Origin of the sequence: Chryseobacterium sp. YR221, from assembly GCF_900176315.1 — a bacterium.
Lineage (GTDB): Bacteria > Bacteroidota > Bacteroidia > Flavobacteriales > Weeksellaceae > Chryseobacterium > Chryseobacterium rhizosphaerae.
In genome coordinates, this window is the sequence record NZ_FWXM01000003.1 from 407,506 (window position 1) to 431,133 (window position 23,628).

Annotated in this window: 23 protein-coding genes; 11 read left to right on the forward strand and 12 right to left on the reverse strand. The window is 36.9% G+C overall.

Annotated features, from left to right (window positions below):
- Positions 1 to 453: 453 nt before the first annotated feature.
- Positions 454 to 1,617 carry a THUMP domain-containing class I SAM-dependent RNA methyltransferase gene (locus B8967_RS10950; RefSeq protein WP_084086120.1) on the reverse strand — a complete coding sequence of 388 codons (1,164 nt, stop codon included), beginning with the start codon at positions 1,615 to 1,617 and terminating at the stop codon, positions 454 to 456.
- Positions 1,618 to 1,753: 136 nt separating this feature from the next.
- Between B8967_RS10950 and B8967_RS10955 the strand changes: the two genes are divergently transcribed.
- Together B8967_RS10955 and B8967_RS10960 are read left to right on the forward strand one after the other, a co-directional pair.
- A complete protein-coding gene (locus tag B8967_RS10955) occupies positions 1,754 to 2,479 on the forward strand; it encodes a class I SAM-dependent DNA methyltransferase (protein WP_084086121.1) in 726 nt (241 codons plus the stop codon).
- Complete coding sequence (locus B8967_RS10960; protein WP_047494237.1) at positions 2,479 to 3,195, forward strand: ZIP family metal transporter; 717 nt, start codon at positions 2,479 to 2,481, stop codon at positions 3,193 to 3,195. The genes B8967_RS10955 and B8967_RS10960 overlap by 1 nt, the downstream gene beginning before the upstream one ends.
- Positions 3,196 to 3,263: 68 nt before the next feature.
- On the opposite strand, the gene B8967_RS10965 is transcribed toward B8967_RS10960, so the two are convergent.
- Both B8967_RS10965 and B8967_RS10970 read right to left on the reverse strand, forming a co-directional pair.
- Positions 3,264 to 4,643 carry an OmpP1/FadL family transporter gene (locus B8967_RS10965; RefSeq protein ID WP_228406127.1) on the reverse strand — a complete coding sequence of 460 codons (1,380 nt, stop codon included), beginning with the start codon at positions 4,641 to 4,643 and terminating at the stop codon, positions 3,264 to 3,266.
- Between the two features lie 55 nt (positions 4,644 to 4,698).
- On the reverse strand, positions 4,699 to 5,787 hold the full coding sequence (locus B8967_RS10970) for a hypothetical protein (protein ID WP_047494243.1): 1,089 nt from the start codon (positions 5,785 to 5,787) through the stop codon (positions 4,699 to 4,701).
- Positions 5,788 to 5,931: 144 nt separating this feature from the next.
- Here B8967_RS10970 and proS point away from each other — a divergent pair, with 144 nt between their 5' ends.
- The 5 genes from proS to dnaJ all read left to right on the forward strand — a co-directional run bounded on the left by proS (position 5,932) and on the right by dnaJ (position 12,271).
- A complete protein-coding gene (proS, locus tag B8967_RS10975; protein WP_047494246.1) occupies positions 5,932 to 7,407 on the forward strand; it encodes a proline--tRNA ligase in 1,476 nt (491 codons plus the stop codon).
- 119 nt (positions 7,408 to 7,526) lie between these two features.
- Positions 7,527 to 8,858, forward strand: coding sequence for an OmpA family protein (locus B8967_RS10980; protein ID WP_084086123.1), 1,332 nt, complete (start codon positions 7,527 to 7,529; stop codon positions 8,856 to 8,858).
- Positions 8,859 to 8,971: 113 nt separating this feature from the next.
- Entirely contained in the window at positions 8,972 to 10,306 is a 1,335-nt protein-coding gene (locus tag B8967_RS10985; RefSeq protein ID WP_047494252.1) for an Nramp family divalent metal transporter, read from the forward strand.
- A gap of 198 nt (positions 10,307 to 10,504) precedes the next feature.
- Complete coding sequence (locus B8967_RS10990; RefSeq protein WP_047494254.1) at positions 10,505 to 11,041, forward strand: nucleotide exchange factor GrpE; 537 nt, start codon at positions 10,505 to 10,507, stop codon at positions 11,039 to 11,041.
- A gap of 111 nt (positions 11,042 to 11,152) precedes the next feature.
- Positions 11,153 to 12,271: a molecular chaperone DnaJ gene (gene dnaJ, locus B8967_RS10995; RefSeq protein WP_084086124.1), complete on the forward strand. Its 1,119-nt coding sequence runs from the start codon at positions 11,153 to 11,155 to the stop codon at positions 12,269 to 12,271.
- Between the two features lie 125 nt (positions 12,272 to 12,396).
- Here the strand turns inward: dnaJ and B8967_RS11000 are convergent, their stop codons facing one another.
- Positions 12,397 to 13,281 (reverse strand): DUF808 domain-containing protein, encoded by an 885-nt coding sequence (locus B8967_RS11000; protein ID WP_084086125.1) that lies wholly within the window; start codon positions 13,279 to 13,281, stop codon positions 12,397 to 12,399.
- A 157-nt stretch (positions 13,282 to 13,438) separates the two neighbouring features.
- Here B8967_RS11000 and B8967_RS11005 point away from each other — a divergent pair, with 157 nt between their 5' ends.
- The 4 genes from B8967_RS11005 to B8967_RS11020 all read left to right on the forward strand — a co-directional run bounded on the left by B8967_RS11005 (position 13,439) and on the right by B8967_RS11020 (position 15,942).
- The gene (locus B8967_RS11005) at positions 13,439 to 13,936 is read left to right on the forward strand and encodes a tetratricopeptide repeat protein (RefSeq protein WP_084086126.1); all 498 of its coding nucleotides are present in this window, start codon (positions 13,439 to 13,441) and stop codon (positions 13,934 to 13,936) included.
- Complete coding sequence (locus B8967_RS11010; protein ID WP_081989198.1) at positions 13,933 to 14,526, forward strand: Crp/Fnr family transcriptional regulator; 594 nt, start codon at positions 13,933 to 13,935, stop codon at positions 14,524 to 14,526. Before B8967_RS11005 ends, B8967_RS11010 begins: the two co-directional genes overlap by 4 nt.
- Before the next feature lie 62 nt (positions 14,527 to 14,588).
- Positions 14,589 to 15,017 (forward strand): SRPBCC domain-containing protein, encoded by a 429-nt coding sequence (locus B8967_RS11015; protein WP_084086127.1) that lies wholly within the window; start codon positions 14,589 to 14,591, stop codon positions 15,015 to 15,017.
- A 55-nt stretch (positions 15,018 to 15,072) separates the two neighbouring features.
- Positions 15,073 to 15,942 (forward strand): alpha/beta hydrolase, encoded by an 870-nt coding sequence (locus B8967_RS11020; RefSeq protein ID WP_084086128.1) that lies wholly within the window; start codon positions 15,073 to 15,075, stop codon positions 15,940 to 15,942.
- 44 nt (positions 15,943 to 15,986) lie between these two features.
- Here B8967_RS11020 and B8967_RS11025 read toward each other — a convergent pair whose 3' ends face one another.
- The 8 genes from B8967_RS11025 to B8967_RS11060 all read right to left on the reverse strand — a co-directional run bounded on the left by B8967_RS11025 (position 15,987) and on the right by B8967_RS11060 (position 23,528).
- On the reverse strand, positions 15,987 to 16,685 hold the full coding sequence (locus B8967_RS11025) for a DedA family protein (RefSeq protein ID WP_084086129.1): 699 nt from the start codon (positions 16,683 to 16,685) through the stop codon (positions 15,987 to 15,989).
- 86 nt (positions 16,686 to 16,771) lie between these two features.
- Positions 16,772 to 17,884, reverse strand: a complete 1,113-nt coding sequence (prfB, locus tag B8967_RS11030; RefSeq protein WP_084086130.1) for a peptide chain release factor 2 — start codon at positions 17,882 to 17,884, stop codon at positions 16,772 to 16,774.
- A gap of 288 nt (positions 17,885 to 18,172) precedes the next feature.
- On the reverse strand, positions 18,173 to 19,279 hold the full coding sequence (locus tag B8967_RS11035) for an NAD(P)/FAD-dependent oxidoreductase (RefSeq protein WP_084086131.1): 1,107 nt from the start codon (positions 19,277 to 19,279) through the stop codon (positions 18,173 to 18,175).
- Between the two features lie 223 nt (positions 19,280 to 19,502).
- Positions 19,503 to 20,858: an AAA family ATPase gene (locus B8967_RS11040; RefSeq protein WP_047494278.1), complete on the reverse strand. Its 1,356-nt coding sequence runs from the start codon at positions 20,856 to 20,858 to the stop codon at positions 19,503 to 19,505.
- A 184-nt stretch (positions 20,859 to 21,042) separates the two neighbouring features.
- Positions 21,043 to 22,152 carry a peptide-methionine (R)-S-oxide reductase MsrB gene (gene msrB, locus B8967_RS11045; RefSeq protein WP_084086305.1) on the reverse strand — a complete coding sequence of 370 codons (1,110 nt, stop codon included), beginning with the start codon at positions 22,150 to 22,152 and terminating at the stop codon, positions 21,043 to 21,045.
- A 23-nt stretch (positions 22,153 to 22,175) separates the two neighbouring features.
- Positions 22,176 to 22,616 (reverse strand): DUF417 family protein, encoded by a 441-nt coding sequence (locus B8967_RS11050; protein WP_047494281.1) that lies wholly within the window; start codon positions 22,614 to 22,616, stop codon positions 22,176 to 22,178.
- Between the two features lie 79 nt (positions 22,617 to 22,695).
- A complete protein-coding gene (locus B8967_RS11055; RefSeq protein WP_084086306.1) occupies positions 22,696 to 22,965 on the reverse strand; it encodes a hypothetical protein in 270 nt (89 codons plus the stop codon).
- A gap of 8 nt (positions 22,966 to 22,973) precedes the next feature.
- Positions 22,974 to 23,528: a sigma-70 family RNA polymerase sigma factor gene (locus B8967_RS11060; protein WP_084086132.1), complete on the reverse strand. Its 555-nt coding sequence runs from the start codon at positions 23,526 to 23,528 to the stop codon at positions 22,974 to 22,976.
- Between the last annotated feature and the right edge of the window lie 100 nt (positions 23,529 to 23,628).

Below are 23,628 nucleotides of genomic sequence, written 5' to 3' on the forward strand. Positions count from 1 at the left end.
ATAAACATATGACTAAAGCTGTTGAAAGAAAAAGTAAACAGCAGCAGAAAAAAAACATAGAAAATAAGCTTCTGAAATAAAACAATCCAAGAATATAGAGTGCAAAACAACAGACTGATGAAATCAAAAATCCAATTAAAATAGTAATAACCCATACATGTAAAGAATATTGAAAGGGTCTCGGGTTTTTAAGAACAAAGAACAATAATACGAAGCCTATGCAAGCAAGGCCAATACTTATCCACTCTAGTCTGTATTTGGATCTTCACTTTTTTGGAGGTTGATGACCCTTCTCATTGGAAGTCGACGAACCTCCCAACAACTCCAGCGCATCAAAAACAACACCTATTATTTCAAAAATATTCCAGGACATAGATTAACTTAAAGGTTAAACAAAATTTTGAATATCTAAAAGCAAAAACCCTTCCATAACAGGAAGGGTCTATAAAATATTTATTGATTTTCAAATTTGTGGATCTTTTTAGTTCCTTCATACATCTCATACTGTAAAAATCTGGTTTCCAGTTTTCCATTGAAAAGTTTAATCTTTCTGGAAGGACGCAGCCCTATTTTTTTAACAGCTTCCAAATCGGATGAAATTAACCATGCTAATGTATTCGGATAGTTTGTTTTAAAGGTATCCCCTATTTTTTTGTAGAAATCATCGTCATTGATAGAGATTCTTTCATCATAAGGAGGGTTAAATACCATCAGTAATGGGAAAAGTTCTTTCTTGGAATCAAAGAAGTTCTGTTTTTTGATCTCAATCACATCTTCCATTTCCGCCGCATCAATATTTGCTTTGGCAGCATTCAGCATTTTGCCATCAATATCATATCCTACAATTTTTCCATCGAACTGTTTCACTCTGTTAATTCTGAACTCTTTAATTTTCGAAAACAGATCAGCATCATAATTCTTCCAGTTTTGGAAAGCAAATCCTCTTCTGAAGATCTGTGCCGGAAGGTCCAGCGCAATCATAGCAGCCTCAATCAGTAATGTTCCCGAACCACACATAGGATCAAGGAAGTTACCTTTCCCATTCCAGCCGGCAAGCTGAAGCATCCCGCTGGCAAGGACTTCATTAATAGGCGCTTCTCCCTGCTCTCTTCTGTATCCTCTCTTAAATAAAGGATCTCCTGAAGAATCCAGTGAAATCATTACCAATTCTCTGTCAATATGAAGATGGAATTTAATATCCGGATTTCTTGTTTCTACATTAGGACGTCTCTTGAATTTATCCTGAAAATAATCTACAATAGCATCCTTCATTTTTAATGTCACAAACTGTGAATGCTTAAATGTTTCAGAATTCACTGTTGAATCAATAGCAAAAGACTGGTCAACACTCAAAAAGTCTTCCCATGGAAATTTAAAAAGCCTGTCATAAAACTGATGCTGGTTAAAAGCCTTAAACTCATGAATCGGCACTAAGATTTTTAATGCTGTTCTTGCTGAGTAATTAACTTTATAAAGAAAACCTAGATCTCCTTCACAATTTACCGCTCTGTTTTTAATTTCGACATTTCTTCCCCCTAATTTCTTGATTTCTTCCGCCAGAATCTGCTCAAGTCCGAAGAATGTTTTTATCTGAATTTTTATATTTTCTGTGTCCATAAGTAAAAATTAAAAGTATAAAGGTTTAATAATTAAAAGATTAGCTATCCAACGTATTGATCAATTGAATTTTTCAATCTTTTAATGTTGTAAAATACTTTGCTTTTAACCGCACAAATTTAGTTATTTTTGCATTATGGAATGGTTTGAATCTTGGTTTGATACCCCTTATTATCATTTGCTTTATAGCAACAGAGACTATACTGAAGCCGAAAACTTCATTACAAAGCTTACTGCGGACCTTCAGCTGCCGCCTAATTCAAAAATTATAGATCTTGCTTGCGGCAAGGGAAGACACTCCGTTTTTCTGAACAAACTGGGATATGATGTTTTAGGGCTCGACCTGTCCAGACAGAGTATTGAATCTGATAAACAATTTGAAAATCAGACACTGGTTTTTGATGTTCACGATATGAGAAATCCTATTGATGCAGATCCTATGGATGCTGTTTTCAATTTATTTACAAGTTTTGGCTATTTTGATAATGAAAATGATGATAAAAAAGTTTTTCAGTCTGTATACAATGCTTTAAAACCGGGAGGTTATTTTGTACTGGATTATCTTAATGAAGAATATGTAAGAAAAAATATAGTTCCTGAGACCATAATCACAAGGGGTGACATTGATTTTAAGATTCTGAAAAAAATAGAAGGCAGGCATGTGATTAAAGATATTCGTTTTGAAGCAGATGATAAGCCTTTTCATTTCTTTGAAAAAGTAAAGCTCCACACATTAGAAGCTATTAATACTTATGCTTCTGAATGTGGCTTTGAAAGAATAAAAATCTGGGGAGATTACCAGCTGAATGAATTTGATAGAGAAAGTTCCCCACGTTGTATCAATTTATTTAAGAAAAAATAATGACCACAGTACTTTTACTGATTTTAAGTGTAATTGCAGGAGTATTTCTGGGAAAACACTTTGGCAAAAAAGAAAAACTGGCTAAAAATCTTTTGATCTTAAGTGCCGGTTTTTTGATTACGATATGCCTGAATGAAGTCTTTCCACAGGTTTATACCTCATCAGAAAGCAACAATCTTGGAATATTTGTGATTGCAGGTGTTCTTTTGCAGATGATTCTGGAAGCATTAACCAAAGGTTTTGAACACGGACATTTTCATCACCACAGCGAACACAATATACTTCCTGTTGCTTTAATGGTAGGGCTATTTATTCATGCCTTTATAGAGGGAATCCCTCTTGCCAATGAAGAACATGAATTGTCACCTTACTTACTAGGGATTGTATTTCACAATCTACCGATCTCTTTTATTCTGGGAGCATTTTTGTTCAACAGGCATGAAGAGTCAAAAAGTAAATCATCATATCCTTCTTTACTGATTGTCGCTCTTTTTGCACTCGCTTCACCTATGGGAATGTTATTAGGAAATTATTTCAACCCAAATCTGCAGCCTTATTTTCTGGCTATCGTAGGAGGGATTTTCCTTCATATTTCCTCAGTGATTATTTTCGAGAGCAATAAGAACCACAATATAGACTGGGTAAAAATAGGACTGGTAGTCCTGGGGGTTTCACTGGCGCTTTTTATGCATATCTTCCACCAGCATCCGCATTAATATATACTTTTAAAAAATAAAAAAGCTCCGAATATTCTTCGGAGCTTTTTATGTATATGTTCAGAAACTTAGAATTTCCATCCCAAAGTAAGGAAGAAATTATTTCTGGTATTTTTCACATTGGAAACTGCATAAGCATCGCTGCTTACAATATTCGATGGAGAATAATAAGCAGAATCTACCTGATCTGAAAGCACTCCTCTCAAGAAAGGATTATTGTACTTTGATGTTATATTCTGGTAAGAAGCATCAATATAGAATGATTTGAAATCATATCCTATACCGAATGAAATAAGATTTCTGTCACTCAACATAAGATTACTGTATGACTGATTGTCCTGGGCAATACCGGCATCATTATAACTGCTGATAGCAATAGCATCCATAGGACTGGAAATATAAGAATAACCTCCTCTCAGTCTGAATTGCTGTACTCTGTATTCAGCCCCCAGTCTAAGCTCTGATAAGTTTTTGTAATTATCCTTAAAGAAATCGTTCAGTTCTCTTTCCGCTGATCCATACACTTTATAATCAGGTTTTGTAAGTCCTAGTGTATAATCTACGTTCAATGAAAAATTCTTATTGGCTACGAATGCAGCACTTACTGTTGCCTTAAGCGGTGTAGTAAGCTTTCTGTTCTCATACCCTATTCCATCTCCTGTATTGGCATCGTTATAATAATTATAATCTCTGTCAATAGTCCAGAAAGTAGGTGTTTCCAAAGCTGCTCCCACTCTGAAATTAGGACTTAGCTTCCCTATTACCCCTAATGAAGCAGAAAACCCTGAAGATCTTTCAAAATATGGAGTATTCTGCTTACTGAAATATTCCATAGATTTATTTTGAATAGATTGGAAAGCTGCTGTATCATACTGATCGATTGATGTACTCAAAAAGTTAAGACCTGCTCCAACATAGAAGCTATGATTATAATTCGCTCCAACCCCAAAACTCATTTTTGATAAATGACCATATCGGTTGTAAGCGTGTCCTGCAAATGCTGAACTTTTATCCGTATCAAAATCATAAATCATTTTATTATTCCCAGCCGATTCTACATAATTATCAAGAGACTGATTGGAATAGTTGATCCCTATGTTGATAAATTTCCATGCTGTTTCGGTCATCAATGGAAAAGCAATAACACCTCCCACATTTCCAAGATCAGTCTTGGTTTTGTTATAGTCTAAGGTAGAACCTGCCCAAGTACTGCTGTTTTTATTACCGGCAACAGATAAAGTTCCTGAAATTTCTCCGGAAATAGCAACTCCTAAACCTGCGGGGTTGGTAAGCAACGAGTTGGCATCACCTCCCAATGCTCCATTAGCACCTGCCATCCCATTAAACTTAGCCGATCCCACCATAGGAGAACTGGAATAAACATCTACAGTATTCCTTATCACGGAAACATCCTGTGCCTGCGCAAAGAAAGCCGCAGAAACACTCATTAATACTAAAGATTTTTTTAACATTATTTATTAATAGTTTATTTTAATTTGAAAATTATCTGAAGCCTCCGCTACCTCCGGATCTCATGCCGCCTCCGCCGCCAGATCCACCTCTGAAGCCACCGCCTCCGGAATTGAAACCACCACTTGATCTGAAGCCTCCGGAATCATTAGATCTGAAACCTCCGCTGTTATTATATCTTGGTTGTTGATTATATTCAGGTCTTGGTTGTGGAGAAGAATTACGGAATCCTCCAGAATTTCCTTGTCTGAATCCACCATTAGTATTAGAATCTCTGAAGCCTCCGGTATTTCCTTGTCGGAATCCTCCATTGGTATTAGAACCTCTGAAACCTCCGGTATTTCCCTGTCTGAAGCCTCCATTAGTATTGGAATCTCTGAAACCATTGTTACTGCCGTTTCTGAATCCTCCTGTGTTACTTGGTCTGTAAACATTATTGGTTACCCCCGGATTACCAACGAATCCTCTTCCATCAGCACCACTTCTTCTGTATGCCGGTCTGTTGTAGTAACCACCACCCCAGTAGCCTCCTCCATAGCCCCAATATGGGTTACCATAGTATCCACCCCAGAATGGATCATAATATCCGCCCCAGTAAGGACTTCCCCAGCCAATAGAGCCTCCCCAGCCCCAGCCGAAAGATCCGCCCCATCCCCAGGACAATCCCATATTCCAACCCCAGCCACGGTTCCAGCCCCAATATGGGCTATAGCCACCGTACCAGCCCCAAGGAGATCCATATCCCCATGAGTTGTCATAATAGTTGGTTTGAGAGCCTGCATACATTCCCCAATCGGAATCTGTTGCATTGGTATTCCAGCTTGGATTCGTACCACTCCATTCGTTATATTTATTTTGTTGGTCTCTTGAATTCTCCTGTGCATTCTGAATCACGTTAGAATCCTGATAGTAGTCATAATATTCGCCTACTCTGTTTCCGCTACCATTAATGATCACTCCTTCCGGCAGCGTATCCTTGTTAGGGTCATAATAAACCCCGTCTGTCTCGCTATACCCTCCCATCTGAGCACCACAAGACATAAGCAATAATCCGCCTGAAACGGCTAAAATCCCTTTAGATTTAAGCAGGCCAAGCAAATTTTTATGTATATTTCTTTTCATGATAACGTAAAAATTTTTAAATTAAATTATATTTGCAATCTGTACCAAAAATGTACCAAAAGACTGGTAAATAAATCTATCAAAAATAGATTTTTATTTTTAGATAACAATAATGTACAAAAGTTAAAAAAATTTTAAAAAATAATGGCAAAATTAACCTCAAGAAGCGAAGATTACAGCAAATGGTATAATGAGTTGGTTGTAAAAGCTGATTTAGCTGAAAATTCAGGAGTGCGTGGATGTATGGTGATCAAACCATATGGCTATGCAATCTGGGAAAAAATGCGTGATGAAATGGATAAAAGATTCAAAGAAACAGGTCACGTTAATGCATATTTCCCGCTTTTTGTGCCCAAAAGCTTGTTCGAGGCAGAGGAAAAGAATGCGGAAGGTTTTGCAAAAGAATGTGCCGTAGTTACCCATTACAGATTAAAAACAGATCCAAATAATCCGCACAAACTGATTGTAGATCCTGATGCTAAGCTTGAAGAAGAGCTTATTGTACGTCCTACTTCTGAAGCGATTATCTGGAATACCTATAAAAACTGGATTCAATCTTACAGAGATTTACCGATACTGATTAACCAGTGGGCGAATGTTGTACGTTGGGAAATGAGAACCCGTTTATTCCTTAGAACTGCAGAGTTTTTATGGCAGGAAGGACACACGGCTCATGCTACCAAAGATGAAGCTGTAGAAGAAGCTGAAAAAATGAACGATGTATATGCAGACTTCGCTGAGAAATTCATGGCTATGCCGGTTGTAAGAGGTTTAAAAACACCATCTGAAAGATTTGCAGGAGCAGATGAAACCTATTGTATTGAAGCATTAATGCAGGATGGAAAAGCTCTTCAGGCAGGAACCTCTCACTTCCTGGGTCAGAATTTCGCAAAAGCATTTGATGTAAAATTCACCAACAAAGAAGGAAAAATAGAACATGCATGGGCTACTTCATGGGGAACTTCAACCCGTTTAATGGGAGCGTTGATCATGACTCACTCTGATGATTTCGGATTGGTATTGCCTCCAACTCTGGCCCCTATCCAGGTGGTTATTGTACCTATTTTCAAAGGAGACGAACAGCTGAACCAGATTAGTGAAGTGGCTTTAGATATCCAGGCTAAACTAAAAGCCAAAGGTATCTCTGTGAAATTTGACAATGACACTCAGAATAAACCGGGCTGGAAATTTGCAGAATACGAATTGAAAGGTGTTCCTGTAAGAATAGCAATAGGGCCAAAAGATCTAGAAAACAAATCTGTAGAAATTGCAAGAAGAGACAACCTTACTAAGCAGTCACACTCTATTGAAGGGTTAGATTCTTATATCGAAGAATTATTAAAGACTATACAGGAAGATCTTTATACGAAAGCTTTAAACTTCAGAAAAGAGAATATCACTCAAGTAGATACTTATGAAGAGTTTAAAAAAGTTTTAGAAGAAAAAGGAGGTTTCATTTATGCACATTGGGACGGTACTGCAGAAGAAGAAGAGCAGATCAAGGACGAAACTAAAGCTACCATCAGATGTATTCCTTTGGATGATGATGTGGAAGAAGGGGTTTCTATGATCTCAGGAAAACCTTCTAAGAGACGTGTATTATTCGCAAAAGCTTATTAAAAATTTTAATAATTTCAAAAAAAATCATTAATTTCTAAAGAAATATTCAAAAAAAAGTGACTTTTGGACGGATTTTTGTTTAAATTTATCACAACATTAATCCAAAAAAATTTATTATTATGTCTTTAAATGTCATTGATTTAATTAAAGGACAATTAGGTCCCGCTTTGGTTTCGCAGGCTGCATCGCAGTTTGGAGAAAGTGAATCCGGTATTTCTAAAGCAATTGGTGGTTTATTGCCTGCCGTAGTAGGCGGATTAGCCAATAATGCAGACAATCCTGGTGTATTGGATGCAATAACGAAGGCCTCTTCAAGCGGCATATTAGGAAATTTATTGGGTGGATCATCCAGTAATCCTATTATTACCAGCTTATTATCTTCTCTTTTTGGAGATAAGGTGGGTGGACTTGTAAATTCCATTGCCAGTTTTTCAGGAGTCAGCAATAATACTGCAGGTTCCCTATTAAATCTGGTAACAGGAGCTACAGTAGGTACTGTTGGGAAATATGCAACAGATAATAACCTTGGAGCTTCGGGGATTTCCAGTTTATTGAATGATCAGAAAGGCATTATCTCTTCTTTACTGCCAGCAGGTCTTTCTTTAGCTTCTTTTGGTTTAGGTGCTGAAAATTGGTTTGGCCAGGCTAAAGAAACCGTTTCATCAGTAACTTCTACTGCTAAGGACAACATCGCCGAAGGTGTTGCTACAGCCAGAGAAAGTGTTTCTGAAGGAGCAAGAGAGGTAAGAGAGCAATTTAACAATAATAACAATAACAATGAAGGCGGTGGCTCAATCTGGAAATGGTTGCTTCCGCTTTTATTATTAATTGCAGCCGGATATTTCTTATGGAAACAGTGCGAGAAAAAACAGACGACAACGACCACTACAGCTGCGTCTGATTCAACAGCAACTGGTACTACTGTGGATACAGCAGCTACGACTGGAACAGCAACCCCTGCTCCGGCTACTGTTAAAACAGATGAAAACATTGACCTGAACGGAGTAATGCTAAAAGGTTACAAAGGAGGTCTTGAAGATCAGATGATTTCATTCCTGAAATCTGGCGGTTATAAAAATGCAGCGGATGATGCTGCATTGAAAGATAAGTGGTATGACTTTGACCATGTTAATTTTAAAATGGGAAGTTCTACAAACTTAGAAGCAGGTTCACAAGGACAATTAGATAACCTTGTTGCTATTTTAAAAGCTTTCCCGGATGCTAAAGTTAAAATCGGGGGATATACTGATAAAACAGGAAACGAAGCTTCTAATGTAAAACTATCTCAGGCAAGAGCTGACTATATCAAAACTGCTTTGGCTAAAGCAGGAGTTGGAGCACAAGTACTTGGAGCAGAAGGTTACGGAAGTAAATTTGCTACAGTAGATGCTAAAGCTTCTGATGCTGAGAGAGCTGCTGACAGAAAAATGTCTGTAAGATTTGCAAAATAATCTTTAGATTCAATACAAATTTAATCCCGGAAAGCAATTTCCGGGATTTTTTTGTCCTTTGATTTCCTCATTTATATTTATTTAATTAAATTTGTTAGTCATTTCTAACATTTATGAATTTCAACTTAAAAAACGCCTGGCGTAAAGATAAAACCCTACACTCATTACCAGAGGTTTATTCCTCTATTAAGATTCCTAAAAATGCATCGTTCTGGAGAAAATATCTGGCTTTTGCAGGCCCGGGTCTTATGATTGCTGTGGGATATATGGATCCCGGAAACTGGGCTACAGATATTGCCGGAGGTGCTCAATTTGGATACACCTTACTTTCCGTCATCCTTATTTCCAATATTTTCGCCATGGTGTTACAGCATTTATCCGTAAAACTGGGAGTTGTAGCAGAAAGGGATCTTGCACAGGCCTGCAGAGACCATTTCAATCCTACGACCAACTTTATACTCTGGATTTTTTGTGAAATAGCCATTGCAGCCTGTGACCTCGCCGAGGTGATAGGTTCTGCCATTGCCTTAAATCTTTTATTTCATATTCCTTTGACCTGGGGGATTGTTATTACAACGGTTGATGTTTTGATTATTCTTTTGCTTCAGGCAAAAGGATTCCGCTGGATAGAAAGCATTGTAGGCGGGCTTATATTTATCATCCTGTCCTGTTTTGTTTATGAAATTGTTATATCCAAACCTGCTTTTAATGAGATCCTTGGCGGCCTGGTACCGCAGAAAGAAATTATCCAAAATCCGGCAATGCTCTATATTGCCATCGGAATTTTGGGAGCTACCGTTATGCCTCACAATTTATATCTCCACAGCAGTATTGTGCAGACCAGGGATTACACCCGGGATAGAGAAGGGAAAAAAGAAGCGATAAAATTTGCCACTTTAGACAGTACAGTATCCCTTATGCTTGCTTTTTTCATCAATGCTGCTATCCTTATTCTTGCAGCAGCAACATTCCATACTACAGGGAACGAACATATTGCTGACATCCATGATGCCTATAAAATGCTGACCCCTATTTTAGGAGCTTCCATGGCAAGTATCGCCTTTGCTATTGCCCTGCTTGCTTCAGGACAGAATTCAACCCTTACCGGAACCCTGGCGGGCCAGATTGTAATGGAAGGTTTTTTAAATATCAGATTAAAACCATGGCTAAGAAGGCTTATCACAAGACTTATTGCTGTTATCCCGGCCTTAATTGTCGCTATTCTTTACGGGGAACAGGGAACAACAGATTTGTTGGTACTAAGCCAGGTTATCCTTTCTATGCAGCTTAGTTTTGCAGTAGTCCCTTTGGTAATGTTTACCAATGATAAAGCTAAGATGGGTGAATTTGTCAACAAACCTTTTCTTAAAGTATGTGTGTGGATCATCTCTATCATTATCATTATTCTAAACCTTTATTTACTGTATCAGACGTTTGCTGGAGAATAGAAACGTGAATAATGAACGAACACAATAATTTCAAATAGGCTGTTGAACCATCACATTAAGGATTGTCAACAGCCTATTTTGCTTCACAACGTCCCTCTTTTTTCATCAGCAACAATGCTTTTCTTTTTCTGCCTTAATGTCCTGATTTTTTGATTTGGCAGAATCTTTGTCAAACAATCTGTAAATAAATATTGAATTATGGAAAACCAGGATATTAACGAAGAAAGCATCAATAATCAAGGAGAAAACAATATTCAGAACGAAGCCGTATCTGAGGACAATGTGACAGCTACTCCTTCTGCTGAGGAACTTTTGGCAGAAGAGAAGGACCGTTACATCAGATTGTATGCTGAGTTTGAAAACTATAAAAAAAGAACATCTAAAGAGAAGATGGAATTCTTCCAATATGCCAATCAGGATATGATGGTATCTATGCTGGGAGTATTAGATGATTTTGAAAGAGCATTAAAAGAAATTGCTAAAAACGGAAACCCATCTGATTTACAAGGCGTTGAACTTATCTATCAGAAATTCAAAAACAGACTTGTAGAAAAAGGATTAAAAGCAATCGAGGTAAAAGCCGGAGACAGCTTCAATGTAGACTTCCATGAAGCTATTACTCAAATCCCTGCTCCATCAGAAGATTTAAAAGGGAAAATTGTAGACGTTATTGAAACAGGATATACTTTAAGTGATAAAGTAATTCGTTTTGCAAAAGTAGTAACAGGAAACTAATAGTATAAACGGTAAATGATGAGTGGTAATTGATAGGTAGCTATACTTTTATTACTAAATTTTAAATATCTTTTATCATTTATCAATCATCAATTATAGATATAGAAAGTCATGTCAAAAAGAGATTACTACGAGGTTCTGGAGATCAGCAAATCTTCATCAGCCGACGAAATAAAGAAAGCATACCGAAAAATGGCCATCAAATTTCACCCGGATAAAAATCCAGGAGATAAAGAGGCTGAGGAAAAATTTAAAGAAGCTGCTGAAGCCTATGAGGTGTTAAGCGACGACCAGAAACGTGCCAGATATGACCAGTTCGGTCATGCCGGAGTAGGTGGAAATGGTGGTTTCGGAGGCGGAGGCTTCGGAGGCGGAATGAATATGGAGGATATTTTCAGCCAGTTTGGAGATATTTTCGGAGGTGGCTTCGGAGGTTTCGGAGGCGGCGGCGGAGGACGCCAGCAGGTGAAAGGTTCTAATTTAAGAATCAGAATCAAGCTGAACCTTGAAGAAATGGTGAACGGTACCCAAAAAACCATTAAAGTTAAAAAAATGAAAGTAGCAGAAGGTGCTACTTCAAAAACATGTCCTACCTGTAATGGTTCCGGTGTTCAGGTAAAAATAATGAACACGATGTTCGGTCAGATGCAGACACAGGCTACCTGTGGTACCTGCCAGGGAATCGGGAAAGTTGCAGATAAAATTCCTGCAGGCGCTAATGCACAGGGGCTTATCAAAGATGAAGAAGAAATCACTATTAATATTCCGGCCGGTGCCAGAGATGGTATCCAGCTTAATGTAAGAGGGAAAGGAAATGATGCTCCATTTGGAGGAATTCCGGGTGACTTACTGGTTATTGTAGAGGAAGAAGTAGATGCAACGATCAAGAGAGAAGGTGACAACCTTCACCAGGAACTGTATGTATCATTTGCAGAAGCTGCACTGGGAACCAAGAGAGAGATTCCTACTGTAGGAGGCAAAGTGAAGATTACCGTAGATCCGGGAACACAGTCCGGAAAGATCTTAAGACTGGCAGGAAAAGGTCTTCCAAGCATCGACAGCTATGGAAAAGGTGATATGTTTATTCACATCAATGTTTGGACACCACAGAAGCTGACCAAGGAACAGAAAGATTTCTTTGAGAAGCAGATGTCCAGCGGAGAAATGGTTGCAGAACCATCCGGTAAGGAAAAAACTTTTTTTGATAAAGTGAAAGATCTATTCAATTAATATAGAGAGGCCTCAGGGTCTCTTTTTTTCACTACACCGCCCATAACGGAGCTGATCAAGTCAATATAAAAAATAAAATCCTGTACTATTTCAGTACAGGATTTTTATAATATCTTAATTGGCTTTTATTTTTTAGTAGCTAAAGAATATATTCCCTTACCTATAGTGAATAGGGCTACAGCACCCAGTCCTCCTACAATTCCAAGAGTAAGCTCTTTCAAAACATCCGGCCAAGTTGGAAGTATGCCATGAAAAAATTCTACTCTATGTAGAAAAATTCCACCTGCAACCATTATTAAAGCAATTGTTCCGACTACTCCTAATATTTTAATAACAATAGGTAACGCCTTTACTAATACATGCCCAAGTTTCCCGAAAAAACCTTTATCATTACTTTTTTTTATTAATTTAAACCCTGCATCATCCATTCTTACAATCAAAGCTACAATTCCATAAACTCCAACAGTAGCAATAAACGCAACCAAGCTCGTTACTAAAATCTGCGTAATGAAAGGATGGCTTTCTTCTAATACTGTTCCTAAAGCAATAATAACGATCTCGATTGATAAAATAAAATCCGTTGTAATTGCCGATTTTACTTTCACTTTTTCTATTTCTTCAGAACTTTTTTCGTCATCTACAATTTCCTCTATTACTTCATGACCCTTTTTGTCACGATGAAAAAGAAATTCTATTATTTTTTCAACTCCTTCAAAGGCCAGATAGAATCCTCCAAGGATCAATACATAATTAATAGCCGGAGCATACAACCAATTGAGTAAAAAAACGATAGGCAAAATAATCAGTTTATTAATAAATGAACCTTTGGTAATAGCCCATAAAACCGGAAGCTCCCTCGAGGAAAGAAAGCCTGTAGCTTTTTCAGCATTTACAGCCAGGTCATCTCCTAAAATACCTGCAGTTTTCTGTGTAGCTATTTTACTGGTAACTGCTACATCATCCATCAATGCTGCAATATCATCTAAAATTGCAAAAAAGCCTGAAGCCATATTTTAATATTTTTTTAATATTTGTTAAGTCCAGCAAAAATAATTATTTAATTCCGTTTCCTTATTCATAATAGGACAATAATTTTAAGAATAAACAAAATCATAAAGGCGTGCATCTTTTTCAACATTTTATATCTTTGTTTAAATTGTTATAAAAATGAATGACCAAGCCAACTGGGAAACCCAATTACAGTCTATCTGGCTGAAATTTGGAAAAATAAGCAATGAAGAATTCATTCAACAGATCAAAGATCATACAGTATTATTTTCAGGTTCACAGGCTATCCCCCATTTTGAAATGGCGTGTGCTTTTGACTCAACAGGACATGAAAAGGAAGCTGAACCATTATACCGATCTGCATTGAGTCTCGGATTATCAGGTTTACGAAGAAGAAGAGCAAGAATTCAGTTGGCAAGTACATTAAGAAATAATGGAAAAATAGAGGAAAGCATCCATATTTTAAGAGAAGAAAAAGCAAATTATTCTGATGAATTGAATGATGCCATCGATTCTTTTTTAGCCCTTTCCCTCTATTCCGCAGGCGAAAACAAAGAGGCATTATCTTTAGCTTTAAAAGCATTATCCCAACATCTCCCCAGATACAATAGTTCTCTGTACCGATATGCTGAAAACTTAGAATCCCCTCAACCATGAGCAACATAAATATTGATCTTGAACATAGCCTTACTTCATATTTTACTAATATTGATGCTGATGATTTAAAAACAATCGTTTCTTTTTTCAAACCGGAAGTTCTTAAAAAGAATGATTTTTTCCTGAAGTCGGGGAAGAAAAGCACAAAATTAAGTTTTATCAGGTCGGGATTTTTAAGGATCTTTTGTGAAACTGAAAAAAAAGAGATCACACAATGGATTTCCACTCAGGGATATTTTGTAACGGATCTTTCCAGTTTTATGTCTGATATTCCTGCAAGATGGACTATTCAAGCTCTTACGGATACAGAATTATACACCATCGATAAAACTGACTACGAAAAACTACAGAGCCGGGTTCCTCAATGGCATATCTTGGAAAAAGCCTTCATTATCCACTGTTTCACTACTATTGAAACAAGAGTTTACGGTCATTTATCAATGACGGCTGAAGAAAGATACTTATGTTTTTTTAATGAAAACCCTCAATTATTCAATCAAATTCCTTTGCAGTATATCGCCTCAATGCTTGGGATGACCTCTGAGACTTTCAGCAGGATAAGAAATAAAATTGCTACAGGAAATCTTTGATTTTTGTCAAGTGGATTTTTAGTATTCTCACCGAACTTTGCCTGCATAAAAATCATTTTATCATGTCAAAGAAAATAGAAACAGAAATTACCATTCATGCCAGCCCTGAAAAAATATGGAAAATATTAACCAATTTTCAGGACTACCCGACCTGGAATCCCTTTATTACCAGTATCCAGGGATCTGTAGAAGAAGGTAATCAAATACAGGTTACCATTGAACCAAAGGGAGGAAAAGGAATGGTTTTCAAACCTGTCGTTTTATCCAAAAAAGAAAATAAAGAATTAAAATGGTTGGGAAAACTGTTGTTCAAGGGAGTATTTGATGGTGAACATCATTTTGAACTGATTGATCATAAAAACGGCACCACCCGGTTGATCCAGTCAGAACAATTTTCAGGCTTCCTGGTTCCGTTTTTTAATTTTGACAGTACAGCCGCCGGCTTCAATATGATGAATCAAAAATTAAAAGAATTAGCTGAAAAAAGCTGAACGGGAATTATTCAGAACGGTCTGCAAATCGTCATATTTTTCTTACATTTGATGTATGAAAAAGCTAGTCCTCAGATATCATTTCTTTGTTTTAGGATGTATAAGCTTTATATTCCACTCATGTAATACCAGATTCAGGGTTTGGGTAGGTCAGGGAGGCCAGCAGAAAATCTATAATTTACAATACGGAGAGCATAAAAGGCAGAAAATGGATATTTTTCTTCCCAAAGATTATGCCCAGGATTCCCCTGTTGTTCTTATTGTTCATGGGGGTGCCTGGACGTTAGGAAAAAAGGAACACATGATACAGGTTCAAAAGATGCTTTTTAAAAATAAAATTCCAAGTATCAATATGAACTACCGACTGGCTTCTAAACGAAAAAAAATTACATATAAACAGCAGCTCGAAGATATCGGATCTGTTATTGATAGATTTAATTCTTTAGCAGAAAAAGCGGAGCTTCTTCCCAACAATTATGTTTTACTTGGAGAAAGTGCCGGCGGGCATCTCTCTTTGCTATACGGATATCAGCATCCTGATCAGATCAGGAAAATCATTTCCTTAAGCGGTCCCACAGATTTTTACAGTCCTGAATATCTTAATTCTTTTTATTCCAAATATACTTCTCCTACCTTTCAAAAAGTGGTGGGAGCTAAGTTCGACAGAAAAAATGTTTCCGAAGCTTTTAAAGAAGCCAGCCCAATAGCCAATATCACCAGGGTTCCTACCTTACTTTTCCAGGGGAATAATGATTTTTTAGTCAATCCGCATCAGGGTCTCGCCATGGATTCTGCACTTACCACCATGAATGTTCCTCATAAATTGGTTTTTATGAAAAAAACAGGTCATGCACCCCGGTTTTTCAGCAAAAGAAAAAGAGACAGTATTATTTATCCGAATATTCTGGAATGGATAAAAAAATAACCTGCTAAAGAAGCAGGTTATGTATTGAGTATATCGTTTGTTTACTATTCAAAATCTTTGTTGTCATACTTGGAAGAAAGATCCTCTTTTTTCCCGAAAACAAACTTGACAATCACAGGAAGTGTGGTTACCAGTACAATAATAATGATAATGTACTCCAGTTTTTCTTTCAAATTGATTCCAAACTGTTCCATGAATAATTTGTCAAGATAATGTCCTGCAAAGATCAAAATGAATGACCATAAAACAGCACCAATAACATTATCTCGTAAGAATTCTTTTTTGTCCATTTTTACAATACCTGCAACAATGGGTGTAAAGGTTCTCACAACAGGTAAAAACCTGGCCATAATAATGGCTAATGCTCCATGCTTTTCAAAGAAGTCATGAGCCTGATACAGATATTTCTTCTTAAAAAGCATTGTATCCGGTCTTTTATACAAGGCAGGGCCTGCTTTTCTTCCAAAATAATATCCTACTTCATTTCCTATAATTGCAGCTAATGCAACTCCGGTTGCCAAAATAGTAGTATCTAAGAAATCACTCGCCGTGGAGCCAAATGTCTCTTTGATAATTTCAACGGCATAAATCCCCGAAACGAACAATAAAGAGTCTCCAGGAAGAAAAAATCCTACAAAAAGACCTGTTTCAGCAAAAACAATAAACAAAATAAGCCAAAACCCTCCCATTTTAATGTAAAACTCCGGGTTTAATAAATCCTTCCAGCTATTAAAATCTTCCATATATCTCGATGAACAACAAAAATAGGTCTAAAATACCTGAAACAAAAATAAATTATAAGATTTTAACTAAAAATAAAACATGATATTTATAGCTCCATATCATCATCGGAAACCGCCGTTCCATCCGCCATTAAGAAAGCTTTTAAGAAAGGGGTAATATTTCCGTTCATTACAGCATCCACATCTGATGTTTCATAAGCTGAGCGTACATCTTTTACCAATTTGTAAGGGTGCATCACATAATTTCTGATCTGGCTTCCCCATTCGATTTTCATCTTATTGGCTTCAATCTCATTTCTGGCTCTCATACGCTCTTCCAATTCCATTTCATATAATCTTGAACGAAGGAGCTGCATTGCTTTTTCTTTATTCTGAAGCTGTGAACGGGATTCTGAGTTTTCAATAATAATTCCGGTTGGTGCGTGACGTAGACGTACGGCAGTTTCTACCTTGTTTACGTTCTGACCTCCTGCTCCTGAAGATCTCATGGTTTCAAAGCTGATATCAGCAGGGTTAATATTGATTTCAATAGTATCATCTACCAAAGGATACACATATACGGAAACAAAACTTGTGTGGCGTTTTGCATTACTGTCAAAAGGTGAAATTCTTACCAAACGGTGTACTCCATTCTCTCCTTTCAGATATCCAAATGCATATTCCCCTTCAATTTCCAGGGTAACGGTTTTTACACCGGCTACATCTCCTTCCTGAAAATTAAGCTCACGGATTTTATATCCTTGCTTATCTGCCCACATGGTGTACATTCTCATCAGCATTGATGCCCAGTCACAGCTTTCTGTACCTCCGGCTCCCGCGGTAATCTGAAGAACAGCAGAAAGCTCATCCCCTTCATTGGAAAGCATGTTCTTAAATTCAAGATCTTCGATTTTTTCTACCAACTGGGGAAATGTTTCGTCCAGCTCTTTTTCAGAATCCGGGTCTTCTTTAGCAAAATCTGCTAAAACCTGAAGATCTTCGAATTGAGTCTGGATTTCATCATAGCCTTCTACCCATTTTTTCTTGGAACGAAGCTGCTTCAAAAAGGCTTCTGCTGTTTTAGGATTATCCCAAAACTCCGGGGCAGCCGTTTTTTCATCATCGTTGGCTATTTCTATTTTCTTTTTTTCTATCTGAAGGTATCTGTGTAAGTCTTCAATTCTGGATTGAACTTCTTTTATCTGGTCGTTGTTGATCACGATTTATTCTTTTTGCAAAAATACGGATTTCTTTTAGAGTTGAGAGGTCAAAGTTGAAAGTGTTGTGAGGTGAGAGATTCGGGGTACGAGATACGGGATACGGGGTACGAAATGCCGGATATTAAGATGTAAGGGGAGTTATTATACCTCTTTACCTCTTATTTTAGTTCTTTATTCTTAATTCTTGGCTCTTGGCTCTTGATTCTTGGCTCTTGATTCTTTAAAATCTAATACCCCAACGTCAACTTCTGACATCTGACATCTGACATCTGATATCTGATATCTGCCCTAAATCATCTCCGCCACTATTTCCCCAATCTTTGGAGCGAGCGCCACTCCCATTCCGGAAAGCCTTACTGCACAGAACTGTTTTTCTGAAAGCTGTTTTATGATAGGTGTTTTTTCTGATCCCATGGCCATGATTCCTGACCATCGGAGGGCTATTTTATATTCATGATCCGGTAAGATCACTTCTTTTAAAAAGTTTTCCAGGTGATTCTGCAAGAATTCGGTGGTTTCAAAGGTTGTAGTTTCTTCTGTTTTAAAATCCTGATTCCGACCTCCTCCCAACAAAACCCTGTTTCCTAAATTCCTGAAATAATAGAATCCTTCGTCGTAATGAAATGTACCTTTTAATTTCAGGTTTTCTATAGGCTCTGTAAGAAGAATCTGCCCACGGGCTGGGATAATCTCTTCTTTTTCCAGGAATTTTGAACTGAAAGCATTGGTACAGTATATCAGCTGATCTGTTTTTACAGAAAGATCTTCTGAAAGATAAACCAGCACCTCATCAGAGTTTTCGTCAATATTCTCCACTGCTGTACCGAATAAAAACCCCACTTTAAGTTCATGGCATTTTTCTAAAAGCTTCTGCAGCAGTTTCCCGGAATGTAAACTTCCTTCACAGATATTTTCAATCAGAAACTTTGATTTTCCCAAACTGAATTCTTCTATTTTATCCTGTTTCAGATGATAGGTTTTTTCAAGTCCGGTAACAGATCTCAGTTTTTCATTAACGATATCAAGATGCTGTAAAGACTCTTCATTATTCAAAATTTCATATCCTCCACTAAGTTCAAAGTCTATCTCGTCACTTTTAAAATATTCCCTGATCTTCTGAAGCCCATTAAACCTCATGGCAACCAAATCCAGGGTCTTTTCCCACCCCATCTTTTGAGCATCGGCAATCACCTCTGTCAGGCTTCCAAAACAGGCAAATCCGGCATTACGCGTTGAAGCCCCAAGTGGCACTGCGTTGCGCTCGATAATCAACACTGATTTTTCAGGGTATTTTTCTTTAATGGAAATAGCAGTCCAAAGCCCGGAAAAACCTGCTCCTATGATGATAATATCTCTTTTACTGTAAAAGGTTTCTAGTTCCCAGATGCTGATCATTTGTACAATGTGTAATGCATAATGTATAATGTATAATGTATAATGTAAAAAGTAGAATGTATAGATTTGAGACATGAGACGTTGAGAGTGGAGATAAAGGTTAAGAATCAAGAGTCAAGAACCAAGATATCAGACATCAGATTTCAGATCACCTACCATTAAACCTTGTATCCACTATCACGCACTCTTAAATCCGCATCTCGCATCTCGAACCCCGAATCCTCTACTTAGTCTTCTTCTCCTCATCATTATGAGAGAAACCTATAGCCCGTCTTGGTTCTTCCACGACTTTATAAGTTTCCAGTTCTGCTTTAAGTGCCTTGATTCTAAACTGGAATTCATCAAAATTATTGATAATGGCATCAGCTAAAAATCGGGCTACCTGATCAAGATATTCTTCGGTAAGTTTCCCTGCAGCATCTCTGAGAGCAGCATTCAAAAGCCCCTGATCAATTTTAAGCTTTTCATTCTTTGTTCTCTGGTATAGATTTTTAATTCTTTTTTTCAGACTTTGAGTAAAATCAATCAGCATGGTATTGCTGAAAGCTTTCATTTTTGATGAAATCTCGTGCCAGAACGGAACTTTATCCGCTTTATTGTAAATGAGAATTTTGTACAGGAGAGAATCCTCTTCCAGGCCTCTGGTCATCGCATATAAAATAATTTCTGACCGTTCTGAAGCATTGGGAGGGAATATAGGTATCATCACATCAAATCTTCCCGGTGCCAGAATCTCCTCATCTATTTCTGACACAGAATTGGCAGATCCAACCATCAACACCCCTTCTTTTTCAAATTTTCCGATATAATGAAGGATAAGCTCCTGGGCTTCAAGATTACAGGAAGCAATATCTGTCTCTGCTTTTCTCTGCATCATAATTTCGTCAAAATCATCGAGAAAAAGCAGTAATTTATTTTCTTTCATCATAGACATCAGAAAGTCACTGAAATTAATTTCATTCCCATCAATCAGAGACGTTCCTAAATAGTGCTTTTTGACTTCTTTAAAACTGTATCCTATGATTTCAGCAATTTTATTGGCCCAGAAAATCTTCCCACTTCCGGGAGGTCCATATAAAATAATCCCTGCCGGTTTATTGATTCCCCAGTCTTTGATCTGCTGAGGATTCAGAAAAGGTTCTAAAACCGCAGAAGTGTAGAAAAACAAATCTCTATACCCTATAAAATCTCTTTTTTTCAGACTTGTCTTATGCCCAAAATAATCATAGACAAACTGATAATTTCCTCCTAGTTTATTATCAATGCCATAACTTGAAATAGAGGATTTGAAAAAGCCATTGTCAAAAATATTAGGATTATTGTCCTTAATTGCTTTTTCCACTTTTTCTTTAGGCTGATTAATTACCTCAGCAATCTGCTCCAGAGTTTTATTTTTATCAAGATCTTTTTCATAGAGCTTTAAAAAATCCAGGTTTTCACGAGCGAATTTTTCAAAATCTTCTTTCACTTCAAAATTCGTACTGATACAGTCTACCAACTCAAGGTCAAAATCCTGTATAAACTGTTTGATCGCTTCTGCAGAGACTTTCAATTCTTCTGCCAGTTCAATTAACTTCATATTTCCCTATTAGTTCTATCAAATTTAATATTTTAATCTTAAATATATAATCTAACTCAATATTCTTTTTGACTTTCATAAATCAGAAACAGTTTAGTTCTAATTCAGCATCAAAGAAAACCTTCAATTAAGACGTTATTAAGTTTAAAATAAAAGGCCGCCTGATGGCAGCCTTTCTTTCACTTTACTTTTTATCTAATAGCGGAATATATTCTCCGTATCCTTTTTTCTGCATATCTGCTTTTGGAATAAACTTCAGGGACGCACTGTTGATACAGTAACGCAATCCTCCTTTATCTTCAGGACCGTCATTAAAGACATGTCCCAAATGAGCATCTCCTGTTTTACTTCTTACCTCTACTCTAGTCATACCTTGCGACTTGTCCAGTTTTTCGTCTATTAATTTTTTCGTAATAGGTTTAGAGAAACTAGGCCATCCACATCCTGACTCAAATTTATCCGTTGAAATAAATAAAGGTTCTCCGGTGGTGATGTCTACATAAATTCCTTCACGGGTTTCATTCCAGTATTCATTTTGAAAAGGTCTTTCCGTACCATTTTTCTGAGTTACGTTATATTGTTCGGCAGTGAGTTTTTCTTTCAGAACTTTTTTGTCCTGTTTCTCATACTGTACTTTCGGTGCAGCTTTTGGAAGAGGGTTTGCTTTTTTGGCCATTTCAAAAAGTCCCGGTTCAATATGACAATAGCCTCCCGGATTTTTATCCAGATAATCCTGGTGATAGTCTTCTGCTCTGTAGAAATTTTTCAAAGCAACAGTTTCTACCACTACTGGTTTAGTGTAGTTTTTAGCCAATTTCTCAACTTCTCCTTTTACGACAGCTTCGTCATTTTTATCTTTAAAATAAATTCCTGTACGGTACTGATTTCCTCGGTCGTTTCCCTGCTGATCCTTACTGGTAGGATCAATGGTTTTAAAATAAAGGTCAATCAGCAGTTTCAGGTCAACCTGCTCAGGATCATATTTTACTTTTACTGTTTCTGCAAAACCTGTAGTATGGCTTACCACTTCTTCATAGGTAGGATTCTGTGTATTTCCGTTGGCATATCCAACTTCTGTTCCCACTACTCCACGAATCTGCTGAAAGAAATGTTCCGTTCCCCAGAAACATCCACCTGCAAAATAAATTTCTCTGACATTTTTATTATCCATAGTTTCCTGATTTTCTTTTTTTATTTCTTCTTTTCCGGATTTCTTATTTTTAAACAGTCCGGAACCTGCAGCAAAGACTGCAATACCCAGAATAATTCCGAGTACAATTAATATATTTTTCATTTTTTTATTTTTATTCATTTTTATTATTTTTGAATGACCATGAGCCCAAATCCTAAAAGCATGAGATCTTTTAAAATAAAGAAGTCGGTTACAGGTACACCATCCACTATTTTCCACATTCCCGGGCTTGTAAAGAGATAGCTTAACGTTACCAAAAATGTCACTATCATTCCTATTCCTGCATACTTTTTCAATACTGCAAATTTCACACTAAATATCAGTAATAAAGCAATGATAATTTCTATCGTTCCGATAAGATTTGACACTGCCTGAACGCTCATAATCTTATATACGAAAAAAGTTAGAAAATGGTTTTCTACTAATGGTTTTATAGAAACGGCTTCAGTGGGAGTAAATTTGAAAATACCGATCCAGAGCAAAATAAGAGCTGCTCCAAAAAGCGAGACATAATATCCTAATGAGGATCTGTTTGTGTTTTCATTAGATTGTGTTGTTCCGACCATGTTTTTACATTTTTTAAATTATACTTTTTTATTTTCAAAAGTATAGTCGGAGCTATTTCGAAATCCTGACAAGATTTTTTTAAAAATCTAATTTTTCAATCATTTTATTTTTAAAATCCTGTATATCAGATTCTTTAATTTCAGATTCCTTTTCAGAAAGGGTCTTTTTAAATAGGGTATCCAGTAATGCCAGTTTTTTATTGTACATCTTACACCATTTGCAAATCATAAGATGCATGCTGAGTTTCCAGTTTTCTTTGGAAGAAATAGCCTGGGCATTACGTTTTTCCATGAGCAGTGTGGCTTCACTGCACGGTAGAAATAATAGATGTAGAACTTTTTTTACCATTGTCATTGTTATAATCTTGAAAACCAGTTAAATTCCAGACATTCTCTAAGCTGCATACGGCTTCGCTGCAAGATCTTCCAAAGGTTAGTCGTTGAAACATTAAATTCCTGACTCACCTCAGGTGCTTTTTTTTCTTCAATATAATACATTTTCAAGAGGATTTTCCATCTGGAAGGCAGTTCTTCCATACATTCTTCCAACGTCTTATTAAAATCCTGATCATCCAGCAGTTCAGATTCTTTGCCCGTAGCATTCCAGTCATTCAATACATCATTATTTTTCCATGAACCGGTTTCATCAAAAAAATGATCAAGCCTGATATTGGGTTCAGATCTGTATTTTTTACGGTAAAAATCAGCAACTTTCCTTTTTAAAATGGCCATCAGCCAGGTCAGCGGCTGGCTTTTTCCTCCAAAAGAATCGTATGATGAAAATGCTGCGATGAATACATCCTGAACTATATCCTGTGCTTCTTCTTTATCCGAAAGCAGATAAAAAGCCTTCTTTAAAAGCGGTTCTGAATATTGTTCTATCCAGTTTTTCAGCACCTCATTTTTCATCATTTCTTATGTTTATTTTTATCTTATTCGGATCATAACGAAGGTAATAAGTTAAATGGAAAATTGCAAAGTTATACTGAATAATGATTATTTATTTTATCAT

Coding starts and splice junctions, on each gene's coding strand:
- B8967_RS10950 (WP_084086120.1), bottom strand. CDS start 1,617: ATGGACACAGAAAATATAAAAATTCAGATAAAAACATTCTTCGGACTT.
- B8967_RS10955 (WP_084086121.1), top strand. CDS start 1,754: ATGGAATGGTTTGAATCTTGGTTTGATACCCCTTATTATCATTTGCTT.
- B8967_RS10960 (WP_047494237.1), top strand. CDS start 2,479: ATGACCACAGTACTTTTACTGATTTTAAGTGTAATTGCAGGAGTATTT.
- B8967_RS10965 (WP_228406127.1), bottom strand. CDS start 4,643: ATGAGTGTTTCTGCGGCTTTCTTTGCGCAGGCACAGGATGTTTCCGTG.
- B8967_RS10970 (WP_047494243.1), bottom strand. CDS start 5,787: ATGAAAAGAAATATACATAAAAATTTGCTTGGCCTGCTTAAATCTAAA.
- proS (WP_047494246.1), top strand. CDS start 5,932: ATGGCAAAATTAACCTCAAGAAGCGAAGATTACAGCAAATGGTATAAT.
- B8967_RS10980 (WP_084086123.1), top strand. CDS start 7,527: ATGTCTTTAAATGTCATTGATTTAATTAAAGGACAATTAGGTCCCGCT.
- B8967_RS10985 (WP_047494252.1), top strand. CDS start 8,972: ATGAATTTCAACTTAAAAAACGCCTGGCGTAAAGATAAAACCCTACAC.
- B8967_RS10990 (WP_047494254.1), top strand. CDS start 10,505: ATGGAAAACCAGGATATTAACGAAGAAAGCATCAATAATCAAGGAGAA.
- dnaJ (WP_084086124.1), top strand. CDS start 11,153: ATGTCAAAAAGAGATTACTACGAGGTTCTGGAGATCAGCAAATCTTCA.
- B8967_RS11000 (WP_084086125.1), bottom strand. CDS start 13,281: ATGGCTTCAGGCTTTTTTGCAATTTTAGATGATATTGCAGCATTGATG.
- B8967_RS11005 (WP_084086126.1), top strand. CDS start 13,439: ATGAATGACCAAGCCAACTGGGAAACCCAATTACAGTCTATCTGGCTG.
- B8967_RS11010 (WP_081989198.1), top strand. CDS start 13,933: ATGAGCAACATAAATATTGATCTTGAACATAGCCTTACTTCATATTTT.
- B8967_RS11015 (WP_084086127.1), top strand. CDS start 14,589: ATGTCAAAGAAAATAGAAACAGAAATTACCATTCATGCCAGCCCTGAA.
- B8967_RS11020 (WP_084086128.1), top strand. CDS start 15,073: ATGAAAAAGCTAGTCCTCAGATATCATTTCTTTGTTTTAGGATGTATA.
- B8967_RS11025 (WP_084086129.1), bottom strand. CDS start 16,685: ATGGAAGATTTTAATAGCTGGAAGGATTTATTAAACCCGGAGTTTTAC.
- B8967_RS11035 (WP_084086131.1), bottom strand. CDS start 19,279: ATGATCAGCATCTGGGAACTAGAAACCTTTTACAGTAAAAGAGATATT.
- B8967_RS11040 (WP_047494278.1), bottom strand. CDS start 20,858: ATGAAGTTAATTGAACTGGCAGAAGAATTGAAAGTCTCTGCAGAAGCG.
- msrB (WP_084086305.1), bottom strand. CDS start 22,152: ATGAAAAATATATTAATTGTACTCGGAATTATTCTGGGTATTGCAGTC.
- B8967_RS11050 (WP_047494281.1), bottom strand. CDS start 22,616: ATGGTCGGAACAACACAATCTAATGAAAACACAAACAGATCCTCATTA.
- B8967_RS11055 (WP_084086306.1), bottom strand. CDS start 22,965: ATGGTAAAAAAAGTTCTACATCTATTATTTCTACCGTGCAGTGAAGCC.
- B8967_RS11060 (WP_084086132.1), bottom strand. CDS start 23,528: ATGATGAAAAATGAGGTGCTGAAAAACTGGATAGAACAATATTCAGAA.